Origin of the sequence: Azospirillum sp. TSH100, assembly GCF_004923295.1 — a bacterium.
Classification (GTDB): Bacteria; Pseudomonadota; Alphaproteobacteria; order Azospirillales; family Azospirillaceae; genus Azospirillum.
Map to the genome: position 1 here is coordinate 207,171 of NZ_CP039638.1, position 18,730 is coordinate 225,900.

An 18,730-nucleotide genomic window follows, 5' to 3' on the forward strand; every position below is an offset into this window, starting at 1 on the left:
TGTCTCCACCGACGGCGTGCGGCGATGCGCACGCCTGTTCAGTTGGAGGCGGGATAGAGCGGAAGCAAGGTCTGCTGGCGGCGCTGGTAGCGGACCAGCTCCAACGCGGTCAGCGGCTGCGCCCCCGCCGCCCGGCAGGCGTCGGCGACCTCGAACATCAGCGCCTGCTGGTGGAACAGGGTGGTGTAGGCATCGCCCAGCCTGAACTCCGGATCCCACATGTGGATGGCTTCGGCTCCGGCGCCGTTCACCTCGATGATGCGGAAATCCTCGCCCACCGCCAGCCGCTCCACCGAAGCGAAGCGCACGTCGAAACGGCCGAAATGGAAGCCAGGCATCTGGTCGGCGATCTCGTCGAAGCGCGCGGTCAGCGTCGCCGTGACATGGCCGCAGGCATCCTTGTACAGGCCGCCGACGCGGCTGCTGCCGACCAGCGACAGCCGCACCGTGCGTCCGGCCTCCGGCACCTCGTCCAGCCGGTCGGCCAGCGCCTCGTGATGCAGGTCGGCCTTCCAGGAGGCGCGCGGATCGGCGGCGATCAGCTGGCGCAGGGTGGAGCGGCCGTCGCCCACCACATGCGGGTAATAGCGGAAGGTCATCGAGAAGATGCGCCCGTGCCGCTCTCCCGGCTTGCGGACGTAGAAGATACCGGCCTCGCCGGCGTAGGGCACATGTTCCTGCAGGATCAGCCGGACATCGGCCGGGAAGCCGCGCAGATAATCGCAGAGGTCGGCGGCGTCGCGCACCAGCCGCACGCCGATGCCGCGCCAGCCGATGTCCGGCTTGGCGACCAGCGGGAAGGACAGTCCGGCGCCCGACGCCAGCGAGTCGAGCTGGGCCGGGGTCAGCGACGGGCGGTTGACCAGGGCGACGGATTTGGCGGCCCATTTGCGCGCCTCCGGCCCGATCAGATCCATGCAGGCGATCTTCGATTCGCCCAGCAGCCCGCCCGCCTCGATCGACGGATTGGCGGCGGTCGGCAGGGACAGGCTGCGGTAGCGGACACCCAACGCGAACCATTGCACCACCAGCGGGATATAGAACAGCAGCGGCGGGATGCGCTCGGCCCAGCCGATGGTGCGGGCGCCGGCCGGCACCACCGGCAGGCCGGGCAGGGCGATGGCGCGCGGGGTCGGGCTGCCGTGCAGCGCATCGCGCAATGCCTCGGGCAGCAGCGGCTCCAGCTTCGCCCGGATGCGGCCGAACAGCGCACGCGCGATCGACTGCGCCCGCTTGGTGCGCAGGATCACCAGCAGCGCGGCACAGCCGATGCCGATCACCTGGACCTGCAGTGCCGCCGCCTCCAGCGACGAGGTCATCAGCGTCAGCAGCAGCCCGACATGCACGCCGGCGGTGGCGAGCGTGATGGCGACGAAGCGCAGGAGCGGCACCCGCATCACACCGCAGGCGAAATAGGTGGGGAACAAGACGCCGGGCACCAGACGGCAAGTCACCAGCGTCGGCAGCAGGTTCCTCTGCAAGGCGCCGCGGCAGCGTTCAAGCATAGGTCCTTCGGTCCGCCGGCGGATCCAACTGATCCGCAGAGACAATAGTCCGAGGACATAAATGAACAAATCGCCGATAACAATCCCACACAGCAGCGTGATGGCGGTAACGCCGATGCTGACGGTGCCGACGCTGACGAGGCTCGCGCCGACCGCAATTGCAACGTCTTCGTGCAGAAGCGTAAGCAAAGCAAGGCCCAGCAACAGGGGAAAACCAGCGAAAGCGGTTATTGGTTGCAGTGCAGCAAACACGGGCGGGGTGTCCGTTGGGTAGGTGGCGGCTACGGTGCCGTCGGCAAAATTGCATAGGAAATGGTAAGCTTCACGTTAAAACTTTTATGGAACCGTGCGACATAGCGACTGTTTCTTTTGGGCCATATAGAAACGTTATAGCTATGATAGAAAATATGTGTTTGCAGCTATGACGCCGGCACGGCACAGTGCGTTCCAATTGATGACCGGCCAATCGGCAATCAATGGCCGAGCCGCCGCATGACACGATCAGGAGACGCACCGTGCAGAGCATCCAGTGGGACGACGCCTTCCTCCTTGAATCCCAGCTGACCGAGGATGAGAAGCTGGTGCGCGACAGCGCCCGCGCCTACTGCCAGGACCGGCTGCAACCCCGTGTCATCTCCGCCTTCCGCGAGGAGCGGTTCGACCGCGAGATCATGACCGAGATGGGCGAACTGGGCCTGCTCGGTCCGACCATCCCGGAGGAGTATGGCGGGCCGGGCGTCAGCCACGTCGCCTACGGTCTGGTCGCCCGCGAGGTCGAGCGGGTCGACAGCGGCTACCGCTCCGCCATGTCGGTGCAGTCCTCGCTGGTCATGCACCCGATCTATTCCTACGGCAACGAAGAGCAGAAGAAGAAGTGGCTGCCGCGTCTGGCCACCGGCGAGCTGGTCGGCTGCTTCGGCCTGACCGAGCCGGACCACGGCTCCGATCCCGGCGGCATGAAGACCCGCGCCACCAAGGTCGACGGCGGCTATCTGCTGTCCGGCTCGAAGATGTGGATCACCAACTCCCCGATCGCCGACCTCGCCGTCGTCTGGGCGAAGTCGGACGCCCATGACAACAAGATCAAGGGCTTCGTGGTCGAGCGCGGGACCAAGGGCTTCTCCACCCCGAAGATCGAGGGCAAGCTGTCGTTGCGCTCGTCGATCACCGGCGAGATCGTGCTGGACGAGGCCTTCGTCCCCGACGAGAACCTGCTGCCCAACGTGACGGGGCTGGGCGGTCCGTTCGGCTGCCTGAACAAGGCGCGCTACGGCATCGCCTGGGGCGTGCTGGGGGCTGCGGAGTTCTGCTGGCACGCCGCCCGCCAGTACACGCTGGACCGCAAGCAGTTCGGCCGTCCGCTGGCCCAGACCCAGCTGGTCCAGAAGAAGCTGGCCGACATGATGACGGAGATCACGCTCGGCCTCCAGGCCTGCCTGCGGGTCGGCCGCATGATGGACGACGGCAGCTGGTCGCCGGAAGCCATCTCGCTGATCAAGCGCAACAACTGCGGCAAGGCGCTCGACATCGCCCGCGTCGCCCGCGACATGCACGGCGGCAACGGCATCTCCGAAGAATTCCAGGTCATCCGCCACATGGTGAACCTGGAGACGGTGAACACCTACGAAGGCACCCACGATGTCCACGCCCTGATCCTGGGCCGGGCGCAGACGGGCCTCCAGGCGTTCTTCTAAGGGTGTGAAACGCCCTCTCCCGCCCCGGGAGAGGGAGGGGCCCGCCGTGGAACGGCGGGAGGGTGAGGGGTGCTCCGAGGACCGGTGTGGTTGCGGGTTGCTCGGAGTCGTCCTGTCCTCTCCCGCCCGGCAACGCCGGGTCTTCCCTCCTTCTCCCAGGGCGGGAGAGGAGGTTTTTTAGGTGCCCGTCGCCTGCTGGCGCACCTCGGTCAGGAAGCGTTCGACCTCCGCCGCCAGAGCGCGGGTCTGGCCGGACAGTCCGCGGGCGGCGTCCTGCACGCCAAGCGCGGTGCTGCCGGCGCTCTCCGCCGTGTGAGCCAGGGCGGCGATGGTGGCCGACACGTCCTGGGTGCCGAGTGCCGCCATCTCCACCGCCCGCGCGATCTCCTGGGTGGCGGAGTTCTGTTCCTGCACCGACTGGGTGATGGTGCCGGAAATGCCGTCGATCTCGGTGATGGTCGCGCCGATGGCGCCGATGGCGTCGGCGGCCTCGCGGGTCACCGACTGCATGGCGTTGACCTGGGCGGCGATCTCGTCGGTGGCCTTGGCTGTCTGGTCAGCCAGTCCCTTCACCTCGGTCGCCACCACGGCGAAGCCCTTGCCGGCCTCGCCCGCCCGCGCCGCCTCGATGGTGGCGTTCAGCGCCAAGAGGTTGGTCTGCTTGGCGATGGCGTGGATCAGCCCGACCACCTGACCGATGCGTTCGGCGTTGGCGATCAGGCCCTGCACGGTGGCGTTGGTGCGATCGGTGTGGGACACCGCCTCGCCTGCGATGCGGGCGGAATGGCCGACCTGTTCGGTGATGCCGCCGATCGAACTGGCCAGTTCGGTCGCCGCCGCCGCCGCCGAGCGGACGTTGGACTGGATGTCGTCGGATTCGCGGGCGACGTTGCGGGTCTGGCTCGACGCCTCGCCCACCACCATCGCCATGCGGTCGGCGCTGTCGGCCATGCCGGCGGCCGACTCGGCGATGCCCTCGACCAGACGCTTCACCGTGCCCTGGAAGCGGTCGGCAAGGTCGAGCAGGGCGGCACGCTTGGCCTGTTCCGCCTTGGCGTCGGCTTCGGTCTGGGCCGCGTGCATGCGCTCGATGGCGCGGGCGTTGTCGCGGAAGACGGTGACCGATCCGGCCATGGCGCCGATCTCGTCGGAGCGGCCGGTGCCGGGCACCTCGATGGCGGTGTCGCCGTCGGCAAGCCGCGCCATCGCCGCTGACATGGCGCGCAGCGGGTGGATGACGATGCGGCCGAGCAGGAGGTTCAGCAGCGCGATCTGCACCACCAGCGCGATCAGGCAGATGGCGATCTGGTTGCGCATCTGGGTGGCGATGGCGTCGATCTGCTGCTCCAGACTCCAGGCGATCTGGAGGGCCCCGACCAGCCGGTTGCTCTTGCCGGTCACCACCGGCACCGTCACGACGATGTGCCCGTTGGCCGAGCGGCTCTGCGCCCCCTTGCCGGCCAGCACCGCCTCGATCAGATCCTGGTCCGCCTTCAGGTCGTATTTGGTGAAGCGCGGGTTGGAGAAGTCGGCGAGCGTGCCGGCCGCCGTCGCAGCGCGCAGCGAGGCGAGCTGGACCTCGTTGCTGCCGGCCAGCGGCATGAACTCCGTCTCGATGGAGGCGCCGTCGCCGGCGACGAAGCTGGTCTTGGTGGCGTTCGCCAGCATGTCGGTCTTGACGCGGGCGTCGTGCGTCGCCAGCCGCACCGCGTCGTCATACTGCATCTTGGCCTGCAGCCCCATGATGACGATGAATCCGCCGACGATCGCCGCCACGAAAGCCGCCGTCACCTTGCGGCCGACGCTCCAGAACCGCCGCGGCCGGGATGCGGCCGCCTTGTCCACTGCCATGCTCTTGTCCCTTCCCGTGCGGATGCCCTGCTGCGTCGCCGGCCGCGGAGGCACGACGATCCAGTCGCCGGCAAGACCGGCGTTCGCTGTCGAAGCGTCAACGAATTGCAAAATTTAAATGGTATTGTAACAGGATGTCATGGTCTGCGCCATGATCTTCTTCTCTGACTTTTGGATGATTACCGATTTCGACGGCAATCCCAAAGTCTTGTATGGGCGTGCTTAAAGTGAAGGCGCCGCCATCGCGGTGACGAAGCGGCGCCTTTCCATGCCGGGACCACCATTGGTCCGGTCTGATTTCTTTTTCTGATTGATTTTCTCCTGATGCGGGTTGGCTCTATTTTAGAAGGCAAGCCACATCAGGAGGGGAACGTCTCAGCCGCGGGCCGGGTTGCGCTCCCGCCAGGCGAACGGCCCAGCGCGCTCATAGAGCCAGGGATACTGGTTGACCATGCGGCGCGCGATGGCGATGCGGTGTGCGGTCAGCGTGATGAGGCCGATCACCACCGTGTGGACGATGAAGCCCCACACGGACAGCAGCTGTTCACCGAACAGGCCCCAGGCCAGGAAGCGGTCGCCAACCCCCAGCAGCAGCGAGTAGGCCAGCACGCTGGAGACCGGCTTCCACCCCTCGGCCAGCGTCTGTCCGGTCAGCACCCCGCAGCCGCCGAACACCAGAACCGTCAGGAACACGAACACCGGAAGCGAAGAGCCAAGGATCGTTTCCATCTCAGTGGCCCCCTTCCAGATAGGCAGACCGCACCTCCGGGTCGGCCAGAAGCTGCGCCCCCGTCCCCGTCATCGTGATCTTCCCCGTCACCATCACATAGGCCCGGTGCGCCAGCTTCAGCGCATGGAAGGCGTTCTGCTCCACCATGAACACCGTCATCTTCTGTTCCCGGTTGATCTCCTGGATCACCTGGAAGATCTGCTTCACGATCAGCGGCGCCAGACCCAGGCTGGGCTCGTCCAGCAGCAGAAGCCGCGGCTGGCTCATCAGCGCACGCCCGATCGCCAGCATCTGCTGCTCGCCGCCCGACATCGTCCCGGCGCGCTGGTTGATGCGCTCCTTCAGACGCGGGAACAGCGTCAGAACCCGCTCCAACTCGCGCTCGAAGCTGCCGGGCTGGGCCACGATCGAGCCCATCTGCAAATTCTCCAGAACCGTCATGCGCGGGAAGATGCGCCGGCCTTCCGGAGACTGCGCGATGCCGCGCCGCACGATCTCGTGGGTCGGCAGGTCGGTGATGTCCTCGCCCTCGAAGAACACCCGGCCCTGCCGCGCCCGCGGGCTGCCGCAGATCGTCATCAGCAGCGTCGACTTGCCCGCCCCGTTGGCGCCGATCAGCGAGACGATCTCGCCGGCGCCGATCTCGATGTCGATGCCCTTCAGCGCCTCGATGGCGCCGTAGAAGGTGTGGACGCCCGATACCTTCAGCATGGATCAGGCTCCCTTCTGCGCGGCTTGCGAGCCGGCATTCTGCGGCATGTGCAGGTCGGCGGCGACCTCCGGCGGCAGCGCCTCGTCCTCGTCCTCGCCGAGATAGGCGCGGATCACCGCCGGGTCGTTCTTCACATGCTCCGGATCGCCGTCGGAAATCTTCCGGCCATAGTCCAGCACCACAACATGGTCGGAAATGCGCATCACCACGCTCATGTCATGCTCGATCAGCAACACGCCGGTCCGGTGGCCCTGCGGCGTCTGCACGTCACGGATGAAGGTCAGGATCTCGGCCAGCTCCCCCGACTCGCGCGGGTTCAGGCCGGCCGCCGGTTCGTCCAGGCACAGCAGCACCGGCTCGGTGCACATCGCCCGCGCGATCTCCAGCCGGCGCTGGGCGCCATAGGGCAGGTTGCCGGCTTCCCAGTCGGCGAACTCGGTCAGGCGGACCCGGTCCAGCCAGTATTTCGCCAGCTCAACCGCCTCATGCTCGGCCTTGCGGAAGCCGGGCAGGCCGAGCAGCCCGGCGATGGCGAAGCCCGACGCCCGCATCAGCTTGTTGTGCTGGGCGACGATCAGGTTCTCCAGCACGCTCATCCCGCCGAACAGCCGGATGTTCTGGAAGGTGCGCGCCACCCCCGCCAGCTGGGCGATGCGGTAGCCCGGCATGCGCTCCAGCAGGAACTCCTTGCCGGCGGGGTGGCGCAGCGTCAGCCGCCCCACCGTCGGCGTGTAGAAGCCGGTGACGCAGTTGAACAGCGTCGTCTTGCCGGCGCCGTTCGGGCCGATCAGCGCGGTGATCTCGCCCGCCCGCGCCTCGAACGACACGTCGTTGTTCGCCACCAGGCCGCCGAAGCGCATGGTCAGGTGTTCGACGCTCAGCAAAGGCTTGTCGGTATTCATCGTCGCGACGCTCATTTGGCGGCTCCCGTCGCGGCGGCTTTCTTGCCGCCATGCAGGAGGATGGTCGGGTCGCGGTGGGCCAGCAGGCCGCGCGGACGCCACAGCATGATCACCACCATGCCGGCGCCGAAGGCCAGCATGCGGTAGTCGGCCAGCTCGCGGAACGCTTCCGGCAGGCCGATCACCAGCAGCGTGGCCACCACCACGCCGATCTGGCTGCCCATGCCGCCCAGCACCACGATGGCCAGGATGATCGCCGACTCGATGAAGGTGAAGCTCTCCGGGCTGATGAAGCCCTGGCGCGTCGCGAAGAAGGACCCGGCGAAGCCGCCGAACATCGCCGCGATGGCGAAGGCCGCCAGCTTCATGTTGGTGCGGTTGATGCCGAGCGACGCACAGGCGATGTCGTCCTCGCGCAGAGCCTCCCAGGCCCGGCCCAGCGGCAGCTTGCGCACGCGCAGCGTGAACAGGTTCACCACCAGCGCCAGCGCCAGGATGAGGTAGTAGAGGAAGATGATGCGGTGGAGCGGCGAGAACTCCAGCCCGAACAGCTCGTGGAAGGCGGCCATGCCCTCGGCCGGCGTGCGGCTGAAGTCGGCGATGCCGAAGAAGCTCGGGCGCGGGATGCCGGAGATGCCGTTGGGGCCGCCGGTGAACTGGTACCAGTTGACCAGGATGATGCGGATGATCTCGCCGAAGCCCAAGGTCACGATGGCGAAATAGTCGCCGCGCAGCCGCAGCACCGGGAAGCCCAGCAGCACGCCCGAGCAGGCGGCCAGCAGGCCCGCCAGCGGCAGGCAGAGCCAGAAGCTGAGCCCGAAGTAATGGGCGAGCAGCGCGTAGCTGTAGGCGCCGACGGCGTAGAAGGCGACATAGCCGAGATCGAGCAGGCCGGCGAGGCCCACCACGATGTTCAGGCCCCAGCCCAGCATGATGTAGGTCAGCAGCAGGATGCCGATGTCCAGGATCATGCGGTCGGCCAGCGGGGTCAGCGGCAGCACCGCGGCGAAGGCGACGGCGACCGGGCCGATGTAGCGGCTGGCGTGCTGCACCTTGGCGGCGACGCGGTCCATGCGCTTGTCGCGGTCGGCCTGGGACAGCTTGGAGCGGCCGGTGGCCACCGTCATGGCGGCGCGCAGCGCGATGACGCCGCCGCCCAGCACCAGCACCAGGCGCAGCACCTGGGTCGGCATCGGCAGCACCAGCCCGACGCCGGCGCAGACCAGCGCCAGGATCAGCACCGGCAGCGCCATGCCCTGGCGGATCAGCCCGAGCCCGAGCCGGCCGAGGAAGACCAGCAGCAGCGAGGCGATGACCTCCTCCGGCCGGGCCTCGATGCCGAGGCCGGTGGGGCGGTCCACCGTGCGCAGGCCCACCAGCGGCACGGTCAGCAGCAATGCCACGAAGGCGGCGAGGCCGGCGTCCTTGACGGTGGCGGCCCAGTCGACGCCGGGGCGCTTGCCGTTGATGTGGTAATGGGGGTGCGACGGCGCGTGGGAAGGGGTGGTCATGGCGCTTACACCTTCTCGATCTCGGGCCGGCCGAGCAGGCCGGTGGGCCGGAAGATCAGGACGAGGACGAGGATGGAGAAGGTGGCGACGTCCTTCCATTCGGAGCCGACATAGCCCGACCAGAAGGCCTCGATCAGGCCGATGACGACGCCGCCGAGCATGGCGCCGGGCAGCGAGCCGACGCCGCCGAGCACGGCGGCGGTGAAGCTTTTCACGCCGGCCAGGAAGCCGATGTAGAAGTCGATGACGCCATAGATCAGCAGCACCATCATGCCGGCGACGGCGGCCAGCGCGGCGCCCATGACGAAGGTCAGCGAGATGACGCGGTCGACGTTGACGCCGAGCAGCCCGGCCATCTTCTTGTCCTGCTCGCACGCCCGCTGGGCGCGGCCCAGCGAGGTGCGGTTGATCAGCATGGTGAAGCCGACCATCAGGACCAGGGTGATGATGATGGTGGCGAGGCGGACGTAGCTGACGGAGACGGCGCCGTCCATCAGGGTGAGGTTGCCGGGCAGGATGGGCTGCAGCGGCTTGGAGCGGGCGCCCTGGAGGATCTGGATGTAGTTCTGCAGGAAGATCGACATGCCGATGGCGGAGATCAGCGGCGCCAGCCGCGGCGAGGAGCGCAGCGGCCGGTAGGCGATGCGCTCCACCGTCCAGCCATAGACGCTGGTGAACAGCATGGAGGCGAGCAGCATGATCAGCAGCGCCAAGGGCACCCAGGTGATGCCCAGCGCGCCGATGGCAAGGAAGGTGATCAGCGCCACGAAGGACCCGATCATGTAAATCTCGCCATGGGCGAAGTTGATCATGCCGATGATGCCGTACACCATCGTGTAGCCAATCGCGATCAGGCCGTAAATCGCACCAAGCGACAGCCCGTTGATCAATTGCTGAAGAAAATAGTCCATCAGGCAGGCTTCTCCCACTCTCCCAGATCACCGAATAGGCAGGCTCACGAGACCTTTGCCGAAAACCTGAATTAAGCCGTGTGCGGCAGCGGAGTTCCGATCCGGATGAACGGGGGAGAACATCCAGGACCGAGGCAGGGGACGCTTGGAATCCCGCCGCCGCACCCGGTTACTGCCGAAGCCCCGCCGGATGCTGAATCCGGCGGGGCTTCGGGCGAAATCGTTACAGAAGGCCGCTGGCGACGTCGGTGGGGCGGGTCTGCGCATGGCGGATCAGGCGGCGGAACGGCGTATCCATCATCCGGATACGCAACAAGGTCGCGGGCGCGCGGTCCTGCGCCCGGGCGGCATTCCGTCGTTCGACCATAGCCAACAGCTCTCCCTTGCGCGGCACGGCTTTGAGACCGTGGCGTCCCCACCGGCATCGCTGCCGGACATCCTGTTGTGAATCTCGGGTCAGTTCGGGCGGAATGACCGCCCGGTCCGGACCAGTCGGCAAGAGGTGCCGCGCCTTACCCTGTTCAAAACTGTTCTTGGTCTTTGGCCCCGGCACTTAAGCACCGGTTGCGGATGTTACCCTTTTTCTTGTGACAGACAGGTAATGCAACTTGATCCGTGTGCGCAACACTCTCTTTCCAGCGGTGGAAAAAAACAACATTCGTCGCGCATCCGTCACAAAAAACCGAACGAAATTTCGTCCATATCGGCAGAGCAGAAATTTCGTTCAGTTCTTTGTCAACAGCTGTTCACATCATCCCGCGACCAGTCCGCGGGGGTCGGTGAAGGGCTGCCCAAGAGCCTCGGCGACCGCCGGATAGGTCAGCCGCCCGGCCTGGACGTTCAGCCCGGCCAGCAGGTGTGGATCCTCGGCCAGCGCCCTTTTCCAGCCCTTGCCGGCCAGCGCCTGGACGAAGGGCAGGGTGGCATGGTTCAGCGCCTCGGTGCTGGTGCGGGCGACGGCGCCCGGCATGTTGGCGACGCAATAATGCACCACCCCGTCCACCACATAGGTCGGGTCGGAATGGGTGGTGGCGTGGCTGGTCTCGAAACAGCCGCCCTGGTCGATGGCGACGTCCACCAGCACCGATCCGCGGCGCATGCCTGCCAGCTGGTCGCGGCGCACCAGCTTTGGTGCTGCGGCCCCCGGCACCAGCACGGCGCCGACCACCAGATCAGCATCGGCGACCAGCCGGTCGAGCGCGTCGGCCGAGGCGTAGACGGTCTTCAGCCGCGGCCCGAACAGATCGTCGAGCTGGGCCAGCCGCGGCATCGAGCGGTCGGCGATGGTGACGTCGGCGCCCAGCCCCATCGCCATGCGGGCGGCGTTGGTGCCGACCACGCCGCCGCCGATGACCAGCACCTTGCCGGGCAGCACGCCGGGCACGCCGCCGAGCAGGATGCCGGAGCCGCCGTTGCTCTTCTGCAAGGCGACGGCGCCGACCTGGATCGCCATGCGGCCGGCGATCTCCGACATCGGCGCCAGCAGCGGCAGGCGGCCGGCGCGGTCGGTGACCGTCTCGTAGGCGATGGCGGTGCAGCCGCTCTCCATCAGCAGCCGGGCCTGTTCGGGATCGGGGGCGAGGTGCAGATAGGTGAACAGAACCTGATCCGGCCGCAGCCTGCGACATTCCGCCGACTGCGGCTCCTTGACCTTCACGATAAGCTCGGCCTTCGCGAAGACCTCCTCGGCGGAGCCGGCGATCTCGGCCCCCGCCGCGCGGTAGGCCTCGTCGGAAAAGCCGATCTCGGCGCCGGCGCCGCTCTGCACCAGCAGGGAATGGCCGTCCGCCGTCAGTTCGCGGACCGATGCCGGCGTCAGCCCGACGCGGTACTCGTGGTTCTTGATTTCCTTGGGAACGCCGATGTGCGTGACCATGCGAGAAGTGACCATGAGAGATCTCCCCGATGCGAACCCCCGTCGACGCCGATCTGGTATCCCCGGAAACCATCGGTCTGGCGGATTGTCTCGGATGCGCCACTATAAGGCCGGTGGAGCGGGTGAATCTCTGCAAAGCCTTGCATGAATCCCCCATAGTGTGGTGGAGCTTTCGCACGATCCGCCACGTCTTCGAATAAAGTTGCATGCACGCCCTGGACGCCCTGGACCACAAGATCCTGCGCCTGCTCCGCAAGGACGGCCGGATGAGCAACGCCAAGCTGGCGGCGGAGGTTGGGCTGTCGCCATCGGCCTGCCTGCGCCGCCTGCACATGCTGGAGCATTCCGGCGTCATCCGCGGCTATACCGCCATCATCGAGACGGCGGACGAGGAACGGTCGGTGACGGTCATCGTCCAGATCACGCTGGAACGGCAGACCGAGGAGTATCTGCGCCGCTTCGACGCCGCCGTCCGCCGCTGTCCGGAGGTGCGGGAATGCTACCTGCTGTCCGGCAGTTCCGACTATCTGCTGCGGGTGGTGGCGCAGGATCCGGCCGATTACGACCGCATCTACAAGGACTCGCTGTCGCGCCTGCCCGGCGTTGTCCGTATCCAGTCGAGCTTCGCCATCCGCAGCGTCGTGCGCCCGGGCAGCCTGCCGATGCTGGAGGAGCAGGCGGACTGAAAACGGGGCTGTTTACGGCGCCTGTTCGAGGATCGCCCGTTCCAAGATCGCCCTGGCCGGTGCGTATTTCTCGGCAACCATCCGCGGCCCTGCGGGGAGGACGGCGACACGGGCGGGATCGCTGTTGTCCAGATTGTCGGCCAGCTTGACCCGGATCGCCGTGACGTTGCCGCTGGCGGCGATCCGTCCGATCCAGTCCAGGTAGGTTCCGTCGGGATCGAGGTTCCGGCTGACCAGTTGGATAGCGGCGATGGCCTCCTCCTCGATGCCGGCGCCCCGCAGATCGTCCGCGCTGACGCCGGCATCCTCGATCGCGTCATGGAGCAGGGCGGCCTGGATTTGGGCCTTCGTGGCGTCGGGGAACCGCTCGATCAGACGGTGGGCGACCCGTTCCAGATGCTTCCAATAGGGGGCGCCGGCCTTGTCGACCTGACCGTGGTGGAGGGTCCTGGCGAATTCCAGCGTCTCGCGGAACCAGACCGCGTTCTGCATCGTGCTTTCTCCTTTTCTTGTCTTTGCTTCCCCGAACGCCCCCCTCACCCGAACAGGTCCAGTTCCGGGTCCGGCGCTGTTTCCGGATGGGTCAGGTCGGTGCAGCCGATGCCGATCAGGCGGAAGGCGCGGCCATCGACCTCGCGTTCCAGCAGGGCGATGCCGGCGGCGAGGATCGCCTCGGCCGAGCGGGTCGGCTCGACCCGGCGTGAGCGGGTCAGCTGCTGGAAGTCCTTGGTCTTCAGCTTCAGCACCACGCTGCGGCCCAGCAGCCCTTCGCGTTCCAGCCGGCGGGCGACCTTGCCGGCCAGCGGGCGCAGCTCCTGCGCCAGGGCGGGCAGGGTGGTGACGTCCCAGTCGAAGGTCTCCTCCGACGAGATGCTCTTGCTCGGCGACTCGGGATGGACCCGGCGGGAATCCTCGCCGCGGGCGTAGCTGTAGAGCACCCGGCCCATGGCGCCGTAGCGCTTCACCAGCCAATGCTCCTCCTTGTCCTGGAGATCGCCGACGCGGGTGATGCCATCGGCGAACAGCTTGCGCTCCAGCGCCGGGCCGACGCCCCACAGGATGGTCACCCGCTTGGGCGCCAGGAAGGCCGCCGCCTCCGCCCGGCCGAGCGCCGAGAAGCCGCGCGGCTTGTCGAGGTCCGACGCGATCTTCGCCAGCAGCTTGTTGTAGCTGAGGCCGATGGAGGCGGTGATGCGCAGCTCGCGCTCGAAACGGCGGACGATCTCCACCAGCGCCTGGGCCGGGCTGATGCTGAGGCGGTCCTCGACACCGGTCAGGTCGAGATAGGCCTCGTCGATGCTGATCGGTTCGACCAGGGGGGTGAAGGCCTCCATGATCGCGCGGGCCTGATGGCCGACCTCCTTATACTTGGCGATGTTGGGGCGGATGATGGTGGCGTCGGGGCAGCGGTCGAGCGCCTCGCGGATCGTCATGGCGGAGCGCACGCCCGACATCCGTGCGACATAGCAGCAGGCGGCGACCACCCCGCGATGGTCGTCGCCGCCGACGATCACCGGCCGGCTGGCCAGCTCCGGCCGGTCGCGCTTTTCCACGGTGGCATAGAAGCTGTCGCAGTCGATGTGGCCGATGGGCAGGCTGTGCAGCTCGGCATGGCGGAACAGCCGCCGGCTGCCGCATTTCGGGCAGCGCGTCACCTCCCCCGATCCTGCGCTTGGCGGGGCGGCGGCGCAGTCGCGGCAGACGCTGTGCGGGGGCGCGTTCATGGTGGCGCCAGCTTAGCAAAGGGGCGCGCGAACCGCCAGCATGTGCGTACAAAGGAAGAACACGCAGTGAGTTCAGCGAGTCGGAGCAGCGCCGGCTGACATCACCGCAGCACATCCCCGCCCACCGCCAGACGGCCGGCGACGACGGCGGCCTGGGTGCGGCTGACCACGTTCAATTTGCGCAGGATGCTGGAGACATGGACCTTCACCGTCTGCTCCGACACGTTCAGTTCGCCGGCGATCTGCTTGTTCAGCTTGCCGTCGACGATCATCGTCAAGATGCGCAGCTGCTGCGGCGACAGCGAGGCGAAGCGGCGGGCGGATTCTGCCTCGTCGGCTTCCGATGACGCGGCGGAGAGCGGCGGCGCCCAGGTCTCGCCGGACAGGATGGCGCGGATGGCGTCGGCCATCGCCGGCATCGACAGCGATTTCGGGATATAGCCCGAGGCGCCATAGGCCAGCGCCCGGCGGATGGTGTCGGGATCCTGCAAGGCCGACAAGATGGCGACCGGCACCGTCGGGTGGTGGGCCAGCATCAGGAACAGCCCGGCGAAACCGTGGGTACCGGGCATGTTGAGGTCGAGCAGCACGAGGTCGATATCGTCCGGCCGCCGGCCCACCGCGGTCATCACCGAATCGAGGTCCGGGCATTCGATCACCCGCACTTCCGGCATCGCCTTGCCCAGCGCATCGCGCAAGGCGGCCTGCACCAGCGGATGGTCATCGCCGATGACGATGGTGGTCTGACCGGCCGCCATCTCTTCAGCCGCCGTCTGTTCAGCCGCCGTCTGTTCAGCCGCCGTCTGTTCAGCCGTTGTCGATGCGCCTGCCGCGCTGTCCTCGCCCATGGCTTCCGCACTCCCCCCATTTGCAGCCGCCCGGCTTTTGTCCGGTTCCGGCCTTAACGCTCCGCCACGGCCGCCGTCTGAAGCGCCGCCCCGTTCAGGAAGCGGCGCAGCGACGCCGGCTTCACCGGTTTGTAGAGCACGCCGCAGCCGCACCGCTCCGCCTCCGCCCGCACCGCTTCCGAGCGGTCGGCGGTCAGCAGCAGCCCCTTGACCGGGCGGTCCCACAATTCCCGCAACCGCTCCAGAACCGCAAGCCCCGTCTGCCCGCCCCCGACGTGATAATCGACACAGACCACATCCGGAAGCGCCCCGTCGAAGGGGACGAGCGCCGCCAGCGCGCCGGCGACGTCCGACGCGGTCGCCACCCGGCAGCCCCATTGGCCGAGCAGGGCGCGCAGGCCGGCCAGGATCGGCTCCTCATTGTCGATGCACAGCACCAGGAGCCCGGCCGACAGGGCGGCGGGGGCGGTGACCGGTCGATCGATCGGGGCGGCACGCGCCTGCTCCATCGGCACCTCCACCGCGAAGCCGGTGCCGCGCCCGACGGTCGAGCGCAGGCTGACGGGATGGCCGAGCAGCCGGGCAATGCGGTCGACGATGGCGAGGCCGAGCCCCAATCCCTTGTCGGCCGGGTTGCCGCCGCCGTTCTCGCCGCCCAGCCGGCGGAATTCCTCGAACACCTCCTGGCGCTTGGCCTCGGGGATGCCGGGGCCGGTGTCCCACACCTCGATGCGCAGGCGGTCTCCATTCATGGGATCGTGGCGGCGCCGGCAGCCGAGCAGGACGCGGCCCTTCGGCGTGTAGCGGATGGCGTTGGACAGGAAGTTCTGCAACACCCGGCGGAGAAGCTGCGGGTCGGAGCGCACCACGGCCCCGCAGCCGACCACCTTCAGCGTCAGGCCGCGCTCCTGCGCCAGGGCGGAGAACTCCACCCCCAGCCCGCCCAGCAGCTCGTCGATGGCGAAGCTGCGCATCTGCACCCGGACATTGCCGGCGTCCAGCGAGGAGATGTCGAGCAGCCCGCCCAGCAGCATCTCGGTCGAGCGCAGGGACGCGGCGGCATTGTCGATCATGCCGCATTCCGCCGTCCGCTGGTCGGGCGTCGGCAGCGGTCCTCGCATGCTCTCCTCCAGCGCCGAGACGAACAGGCGGGCGGCGTTCAGCGGTTGCAGCAGATCGTGGCTGGCGGCGGCGAGGAAGCGGGTCTTGCTGGCGTTGGCGGCTTCGGCCTCGGCCTTTGCCTGTTGCAGGGCGTCGGTGCGTTCCTGCACGCGGTGCTCCAGGCTTTCGTTCGCTTCGCGCAGGGCCTCGGCGGCGCGGTAGCGCTCGGTCACGTCGGTATAGGTGGAGACGTAACCACCTTCCGGCAGCGGGTTGGCGACGATCTCCAGCACCGTGCCGTCGGGCCGGCGCCGCTCGTAGCGGTAGGGCCATTGCTGGGTGGCGGTGTCGCGGTTGGTCAGCAGCGCCTTCATGTCGTGGGCGTTGTATTCGCCGCGCCGCTCGTTGAAGCGGATCAGGTCGGCGAAGGGCACGCCGACCCGCACCATGTCGGCCGGCAGGTCGAGCAGTTCCAGATAGCGGTGGTTCCAGGCGGCGATGCGGTGGTCGGCGTCGATCACGCAGATGCCCTGGCCGATGTTCTCCAGCGTCGCCTGGAGAAGCTTGCGGTTGAAGCGCAGCGCCTCCGACGCCTCGTCCAGCATCGCCATGGCATCGCCGCGCGACAGCGAGCGGCCCTGGAGCGAGGCGGCCATCACCACCCGCGCCGACGCGGCCCCGATGGCGCCGGCGATCAGCGTCTCGGTGAAGCGGACGGCATCGAGGTCGGCGGGACCGGCCTCGCCCTTGCGGCCTGCGGCGTAAGCGTCGAAGGCGGCGTTGCCGCGCTCCGCCCCGACGAAGCGGATGGCGAGTGCGCGCAGGTCGGCCAGCTTTGCGAGCGCCTGGGGGGTGTCGTCCTCGTCCCGGTCGGCGGTGGCGGTGGTGTAGAAGACGGCCTGGGTGCGCTCCACGGCGCTGGGCCGCGCCAGCAGCGAGCCGGCGACGAAGGCGATCAGGTTGGCGAGCAGGCTCCACAGGCTGGCGTGCGAGATGGGGTCGAGCCCCTCGATCCCGAACAGCGCCTGCGGCCGCAGCCAGCCGATGCCCCAGGGGCCGAGATCGAGGAAGGCGTCGGGCACCGGCACGATGCGCGCCATCGACGGCACCAGCAGCGTGTAGACCCACAGCAGGAAGCCTGCCCCCAGACCGGCCAGCGCCCCCACCCGGTTGGCGCGCCGCCAGTAGAGCCCGCCGAAGAAGGCCGGGCCGAACTGCGCCACCGCGACGAAGGACAGCAGGCCGATGACCGTCAGCGGGTAATCGCGGTCGACCAGCCGGTGCATGACATAGGCCAGCAGCAGGATGCCCAGCACCGACAGCCGCCGCACCAGCAGCAGCGTGCCGACCATGTCGCGCCGGCCGACGCGGGCGGCGAAGCGCGGGCGGCTGAGCAGCAGCGGCATCACCACGTCGTTGCACAGCATGGTGCTGAGCGACACCGCGGCGACGATGACCATGCCGGTCGCCGCCGACAGGCCGCCGATGAAGGACAGCAGGCTGAAGCCGCTCGCCCCCGCCGCGATGGGCAGGGTGATCATGAAGGTGTCGGGGTTGACGCCGTCACTTCCGCTGTTGGGCCCGAAGGTGATCAGGCCGGCCACCGCGATTGGGATCATCAGGGCGCTGAGCGCCACCAGATAGGTCGGGTACATCCAGGCGGCGGCGCGCAGATGGCGGGGGCTGTCATTCTCCACCGTCATCACATGGTACATCTGCGGCAGGCAGAGAAAGGCGATGATCGAGATCGAGGTGTTCGACCACCAGGTCGGGTCGGTGAAGTCGGGCGACAGCAGCGGCTCCGCCTGCGGCCGGGCGATCAGGTCGGTGTAGCCGTCGAACATGCCCCAGACGATGAAGGCCGCCACCGCCAGGAAGACGGTCAGCTTCACCAGGCTCTCAAACGCAATGGCCAGCATCAGGCCGCGGTGATGCTCGCTGGCGTTGATGTGGCGGACGCCGAACAGGATGGTGAAGACCGCCATCGACAGCGCCACCGCGAAAGCGGTGTCGCCCCAGATCGGCGGCGGCAGGGCGGCGGGTGCGGCCAGCGACGGGGAGGTCAGCACGTCGAAGCTGGCGGCCACCGCCTTCAGCTGCAAGGCGATGTAGGGCAGCACGCCGACCAGGGCCGTCAGCGTCACCAGTGCCGCCACCGCCTGGCTCTTGCCATAGCGGGCGCCGATGAAGTCGGCGATGGAGGTGACGTTCTGCGCCTTGGTGATGGCGATGGTCTTGGTCAGCACCGGGCGCGCCGCCAGCAGCAGGATCATCGGCGCCAGATAGATCGGCAGGAAATCGAAGCCGCTGGCCGACGCCCGCCCGACCGAGCCGTAGAAGCTCCAGCTGGTGTTGTAGATGCACAGCGTCAGCGCATAGAGGATGCCGGCCGCCCGTGGCGATGCGGAGAGCAGCGTGCCCCCGGCGGTGCGCCGGTCGCCCCACCAGGCGATGGCGAACAGAACCCCCAGATAGGCCGCCGAAACGGCCAGCACCAGCCAACTCTGCACGACCGACGGACCTCATGGGGTGGGGCTACGCCATGACCCTATCGCAATGGTCCCGCCGCCAACAACGGGCGGACTTGCCGTTGCTCAAAAACTGTGCAGCGCTGAACGAAGGTAGGGGGCGCATATGGTCCGTTCCTCGAACTATTCTGTGCCTGCCGGACGCCGCCGT

The 18,730-nt window shown here is 67.8% G+C and carries 15 protein-coding genes; 3 read left to right on the forward strand and 12 right to left on the reverse strand.

The window, feature by feature from the left end; all coding sequences use genetic code 11:
- Nucleotides 1-38: 38 nt before the first annotated feature.
- Nucleotides 39-1,757, reverse strand: a complete 1,719-nt coding sequence (locus E6C72_RS26325; protein ID WP_109443977.1) for a VTT domain-containing protein — start codon at nt 1,755-1,757, stop codon at nt 39-41.
- 263 nt (nt 1,758-2,020) lie between these two features.
- Here E6C72_RS26325 and E6C72_RS26335 point away from each other — a divergent pair, with 263 nt between their 5' ends.
- A complete protein-coding gene (locus tag E6C72_RS26335; protein WP_109443978.1) occupies nt 2,021-3,199 on the forward strand; it encodes an acyl-CoA dehydrogenase in 1,179 nt (392 codons plus the stop codon).
- A 177-nt stretch (nt 3,200-3,376) separates the two neighbouring features.
- Here E6C72_RS26335 and E6C72_RS26340 read toward each other — a convergent pair whose 3' ends face one another.
- The 6 genes from E6C72_RS26340 to E6C72_RS26365 all read right to left on the reverse strand — a co-directional run bounded on the left by E6C72_RS26340 (nt 3,377) and on the right by E6C72_RS26365 (nt 9,816).
- A complete protein-coding gene (locus tag E6C72_RS26340; protein WP_109865424.1) occupies nt 3,377-5,050 on the reverse strand; it encodes a methyl-accepting chemotaxis protein in 1,674 nt (557 codons plus the stop codon).
- Nucleotides 5,051-5,425: 375 nt separating this feature from the next.
- Nucleotides 5,426-5,779 carry a DUF6867 family protein gene (locus E6C72_RS26345; RefSeq protein WP_136700851.1) on the reverse strand — a complete coding sequence of 118 codons (354 nt, stop codon included), beginning with the start codon at nt 5,777-5,779 and terminating at the stop codon, nt 5,426-5,428.
- A 1-nt stretch (nt 5,780) separates the two neighbouring features.
- Nucleotides 5,781-6,491, reverse strand: a complete 711-nt coding sequence (locus E6C72_RS26350; RefSeq protein ID WP_012978041.1) for an ABC transporter ATP-binding protein — start codon at nt 6,489-6,491, stop codon at nt 5,781-5,783.
- 3 nt (nt 6,492-6,494) lie between these two features.
- Nucleotides 6,495-7,409: an ABC transporter ATP-binding protein gene (locus tag E6C72_RS26355; protein WP_247876159.1), complete on the reverse strand. Its 915-nt coding sequence runs from the start codon at nt 7,407-7,409 to the stop codon at nt 6,495-6,497.
- Nucleotides 7,406-8,905 carry a high-affinity branched-chain amino acid ABC transporter permease LivM gene (gene livM / locus E6C72_RS26360; RefSeq protein WP_109865421.1) on the reverse strand — a complete coding sequence of 500 codons (1,500 nt, stop codon included), beginning with the start codon at nt 8,903-8,905 and terminating at the stop codon, nt 7,406-7,408. The genes E6C72_RS26355 and livM overlap by 4 nt, the downstream gene beginning before the upstream one ends.
- A gap of 5 nt (nt 8,906-8,910) precedes the next feature.
- Nucleotides 8,911-9,816 (reverse strand): branched-chain amino acid ABC transporter permease LivH, encoded by a 906-nt coding sequence (locus E6C72_RS26365; RefSeq protein ID WP_109865420.1) that lies wholly within the window; start codon nt 9,814-9,816, stop codon nt 8,911-8,913.
- Nucleotides 9,817-10,006: 190 nt separating this feature from the next.
- On the opposite strand from E6C72_RS26365, the gene E6C72_RS26370 reads away from it, so the two are divergent.
- On the forward strand, nt 10,007-10,264 hold the full coding sequence (locus tag E6C72_RS26370; protein ID WP_136700852.1) for a hypothetical protein: 258 nt from the start codon (nt 10,007-10,009) through the stop codon (nt 10,262-10,264).
- A 303-nt stretch (nt 10,265-10,567) separates the two neighbouring features.
- Here the strand turns inward: E6C72_RS26370 and ald are convergent, their stop codons facing one another.
- Nucleotides 10,568-11,692: an alanine dehydrogenase gene (ald, locus tag E6C72_RS26375; protein WP_109865273.1), complete on the reverse strand. Its 1,125-nt coding sequence runs from the start codon at nt 11,690-11,692 to the stop codon at nt 10,568-10,570.
- 206 nt (nt 11,693-11,898) lie between these two features.
- Between ald and E6C72_RS26380 the strand changes: the two genes are divergently transcribed.
- Nucleotides 11,899-12,378 carry an Lrp/AsnC family transcriptional regulator gene (locus tag E6C72_RS26380; protein ID WP_109865272.1) on the forward strand — a complete coding sequence of 160 codons (480 nt, stop codon included), beginning with the start codon at nt 11,899-11,901 and terminating at the stop codon, nt 12,376-12,378.
- Nucleotides 12,379-12,390: 12 nt separating this feature from the next.
- Here the strand turns inward: E6C72_RS26380 and E6C72_RS26385 are convergent, their stop codons facing one another.
- From E6C72_RS26385 to E6C72_RS26400, 4 genes are all read right to left on the reverse strand, one after another.
- Nucleotides 12,391-12,870: an HD domain-containing protein gene (locus E6C72_RS26385; protein WP_109865271.1), complete on the reverse strand. Its 480-nt coding sequence runs from the start codon at nt 12,868-12,870 to the stop codon at nt 12,391-12,393.
- Nucleotides 12,871-12,914: 44 nt separating this feature from the next.
- Complete coding sequence (locus E6C72_RS26390) at nt 12,915-14,102, reverse strand: DNA polymerase IV (protein ID WP_109865270.1); 1,188 nt, start codon at nt 14,100-14,102, stop codon at nt 12,915-12,917.
- A 101-nt stretch (nt 14,103-14,203) separates the two neighbouring features.
- Nucleotides 14,204-14,950: a response regulator transcription factor gene (locus E6C72_RS26395; protein ID WP_109865269.1), complete on the reverse strand. Its 747-nt coding sequence runs from the start codon at nt 14,948-14,950 to the stop codon at nt 14,204-14,206.
- Nucleotides 14,951-15,003: 53 nt separating this feature from the next.
- Nucleotides 15,004-18,561, reverse strand: coding sequence for a NahK/ErcS family hybrid sensor histidine kinase/response regulator (locus E6C72_RS26400; RefSeq protein WP_109865268.1), 3,558 nt, complete (start codon nt 18,559-18,561; stop codon nt 15,004-15,006).
- Between the last annotated feature and the right edge of the window lie 169 nt (nt 18,562-18,730).

What these genes read in the sequence shown, in the direction of transcription:
- ald (WP_109865273.1), bottom strand. Translation starts at nt 11,692, where the DNA reads ATGGTCACGCACATCGGCGTTCCCAAGGAAATCAAGAACCACGAGTAC.
- E6C72_RS26395 (WP_109865269.1), bottom strand. Translation starts at nt 14,950, where the DNA reads ATGGGCGAGGACAGCGCGGCAGGCGCATCGACAACGGCTGAACAGACG.
- E6C72_RS26380 (WP_109865272.1), top strand. Translation starts at nt 11,899, where the DNA reads ATGCACGCCCTGGACGCCCTGGACCACAAGATCCTGCGCCTGCTCCGC.
- E6C72_RS26370 (WP_136700852.1), top strand. Translation starts at nt 10,007, where the DNA reads ATGCTGAATCCGGCGGGGCTTCGGGCGAAATCGTTACAGAAGGCCGCT.
- E6C72_RS26365 (WP_109865420.1), bottom strand. Translation starts at nt 9,816, where the DNA reads ATGGACTATTTTCTTCAGCAATTGATCAACGGGCTGTCGCTTGGTGCG.
- E6C72_RS26350 (WP_012978041.1), bottom strand. Translation starts at nt 6,491, where the DNA reads ATGCTGAAGGTATCGGGCGTCCACACCTTCTACGGCGCCATCGAGGCG.
- E6C72_RS26340 (WP_109865424.1), bottom strand. Translation starts at nt 5,050, where the DNA reads ATGGCAGTGGACAAGGCGGCCGCATCCCGGCCGCGGCGGTTCTGGAGC.
- E6C72_RS26390 (WP_109865270.1), bottom strand. Translation starts at nt 14,102, where the DNA reads ATGAACGCGCCCCCGCACAGCGTCTGCCGCGACTGCGCCGCCGCCCCG.
- E6C72_RS26355 (WP_247876159.1), bottom strand. Translation starts at nt 7,409, where the DNA reads ATGAGCGTCGCGACGATGAATACCGACAAGCCTTTGCTGAGCGTCGAA.
- E6C72_RS26385 (WP_109865271.1), bottom strand. Translation starts at nt 12,870, where the DNA reads ATGCAGAACGCGGTCTGGTTCCGCGAGACGCTGGAATTCGCCAGGACC.
- E6C72_RS26345 (WP_136700851.1), bottom strand. Translation starts at nt 5,779, where the DNA reads ATGGAAACGATCCTTGGCTCTTCGCTTCCGGTGTTCGTGTTCCTGACG.
- livM (WP_109865421.1), bottom strand. Translation starts at nt 8,905, where the DNA reads ATGACCACCCCTTCCCACGCGCCGTCGCACCCCCATTACCACATCAAC.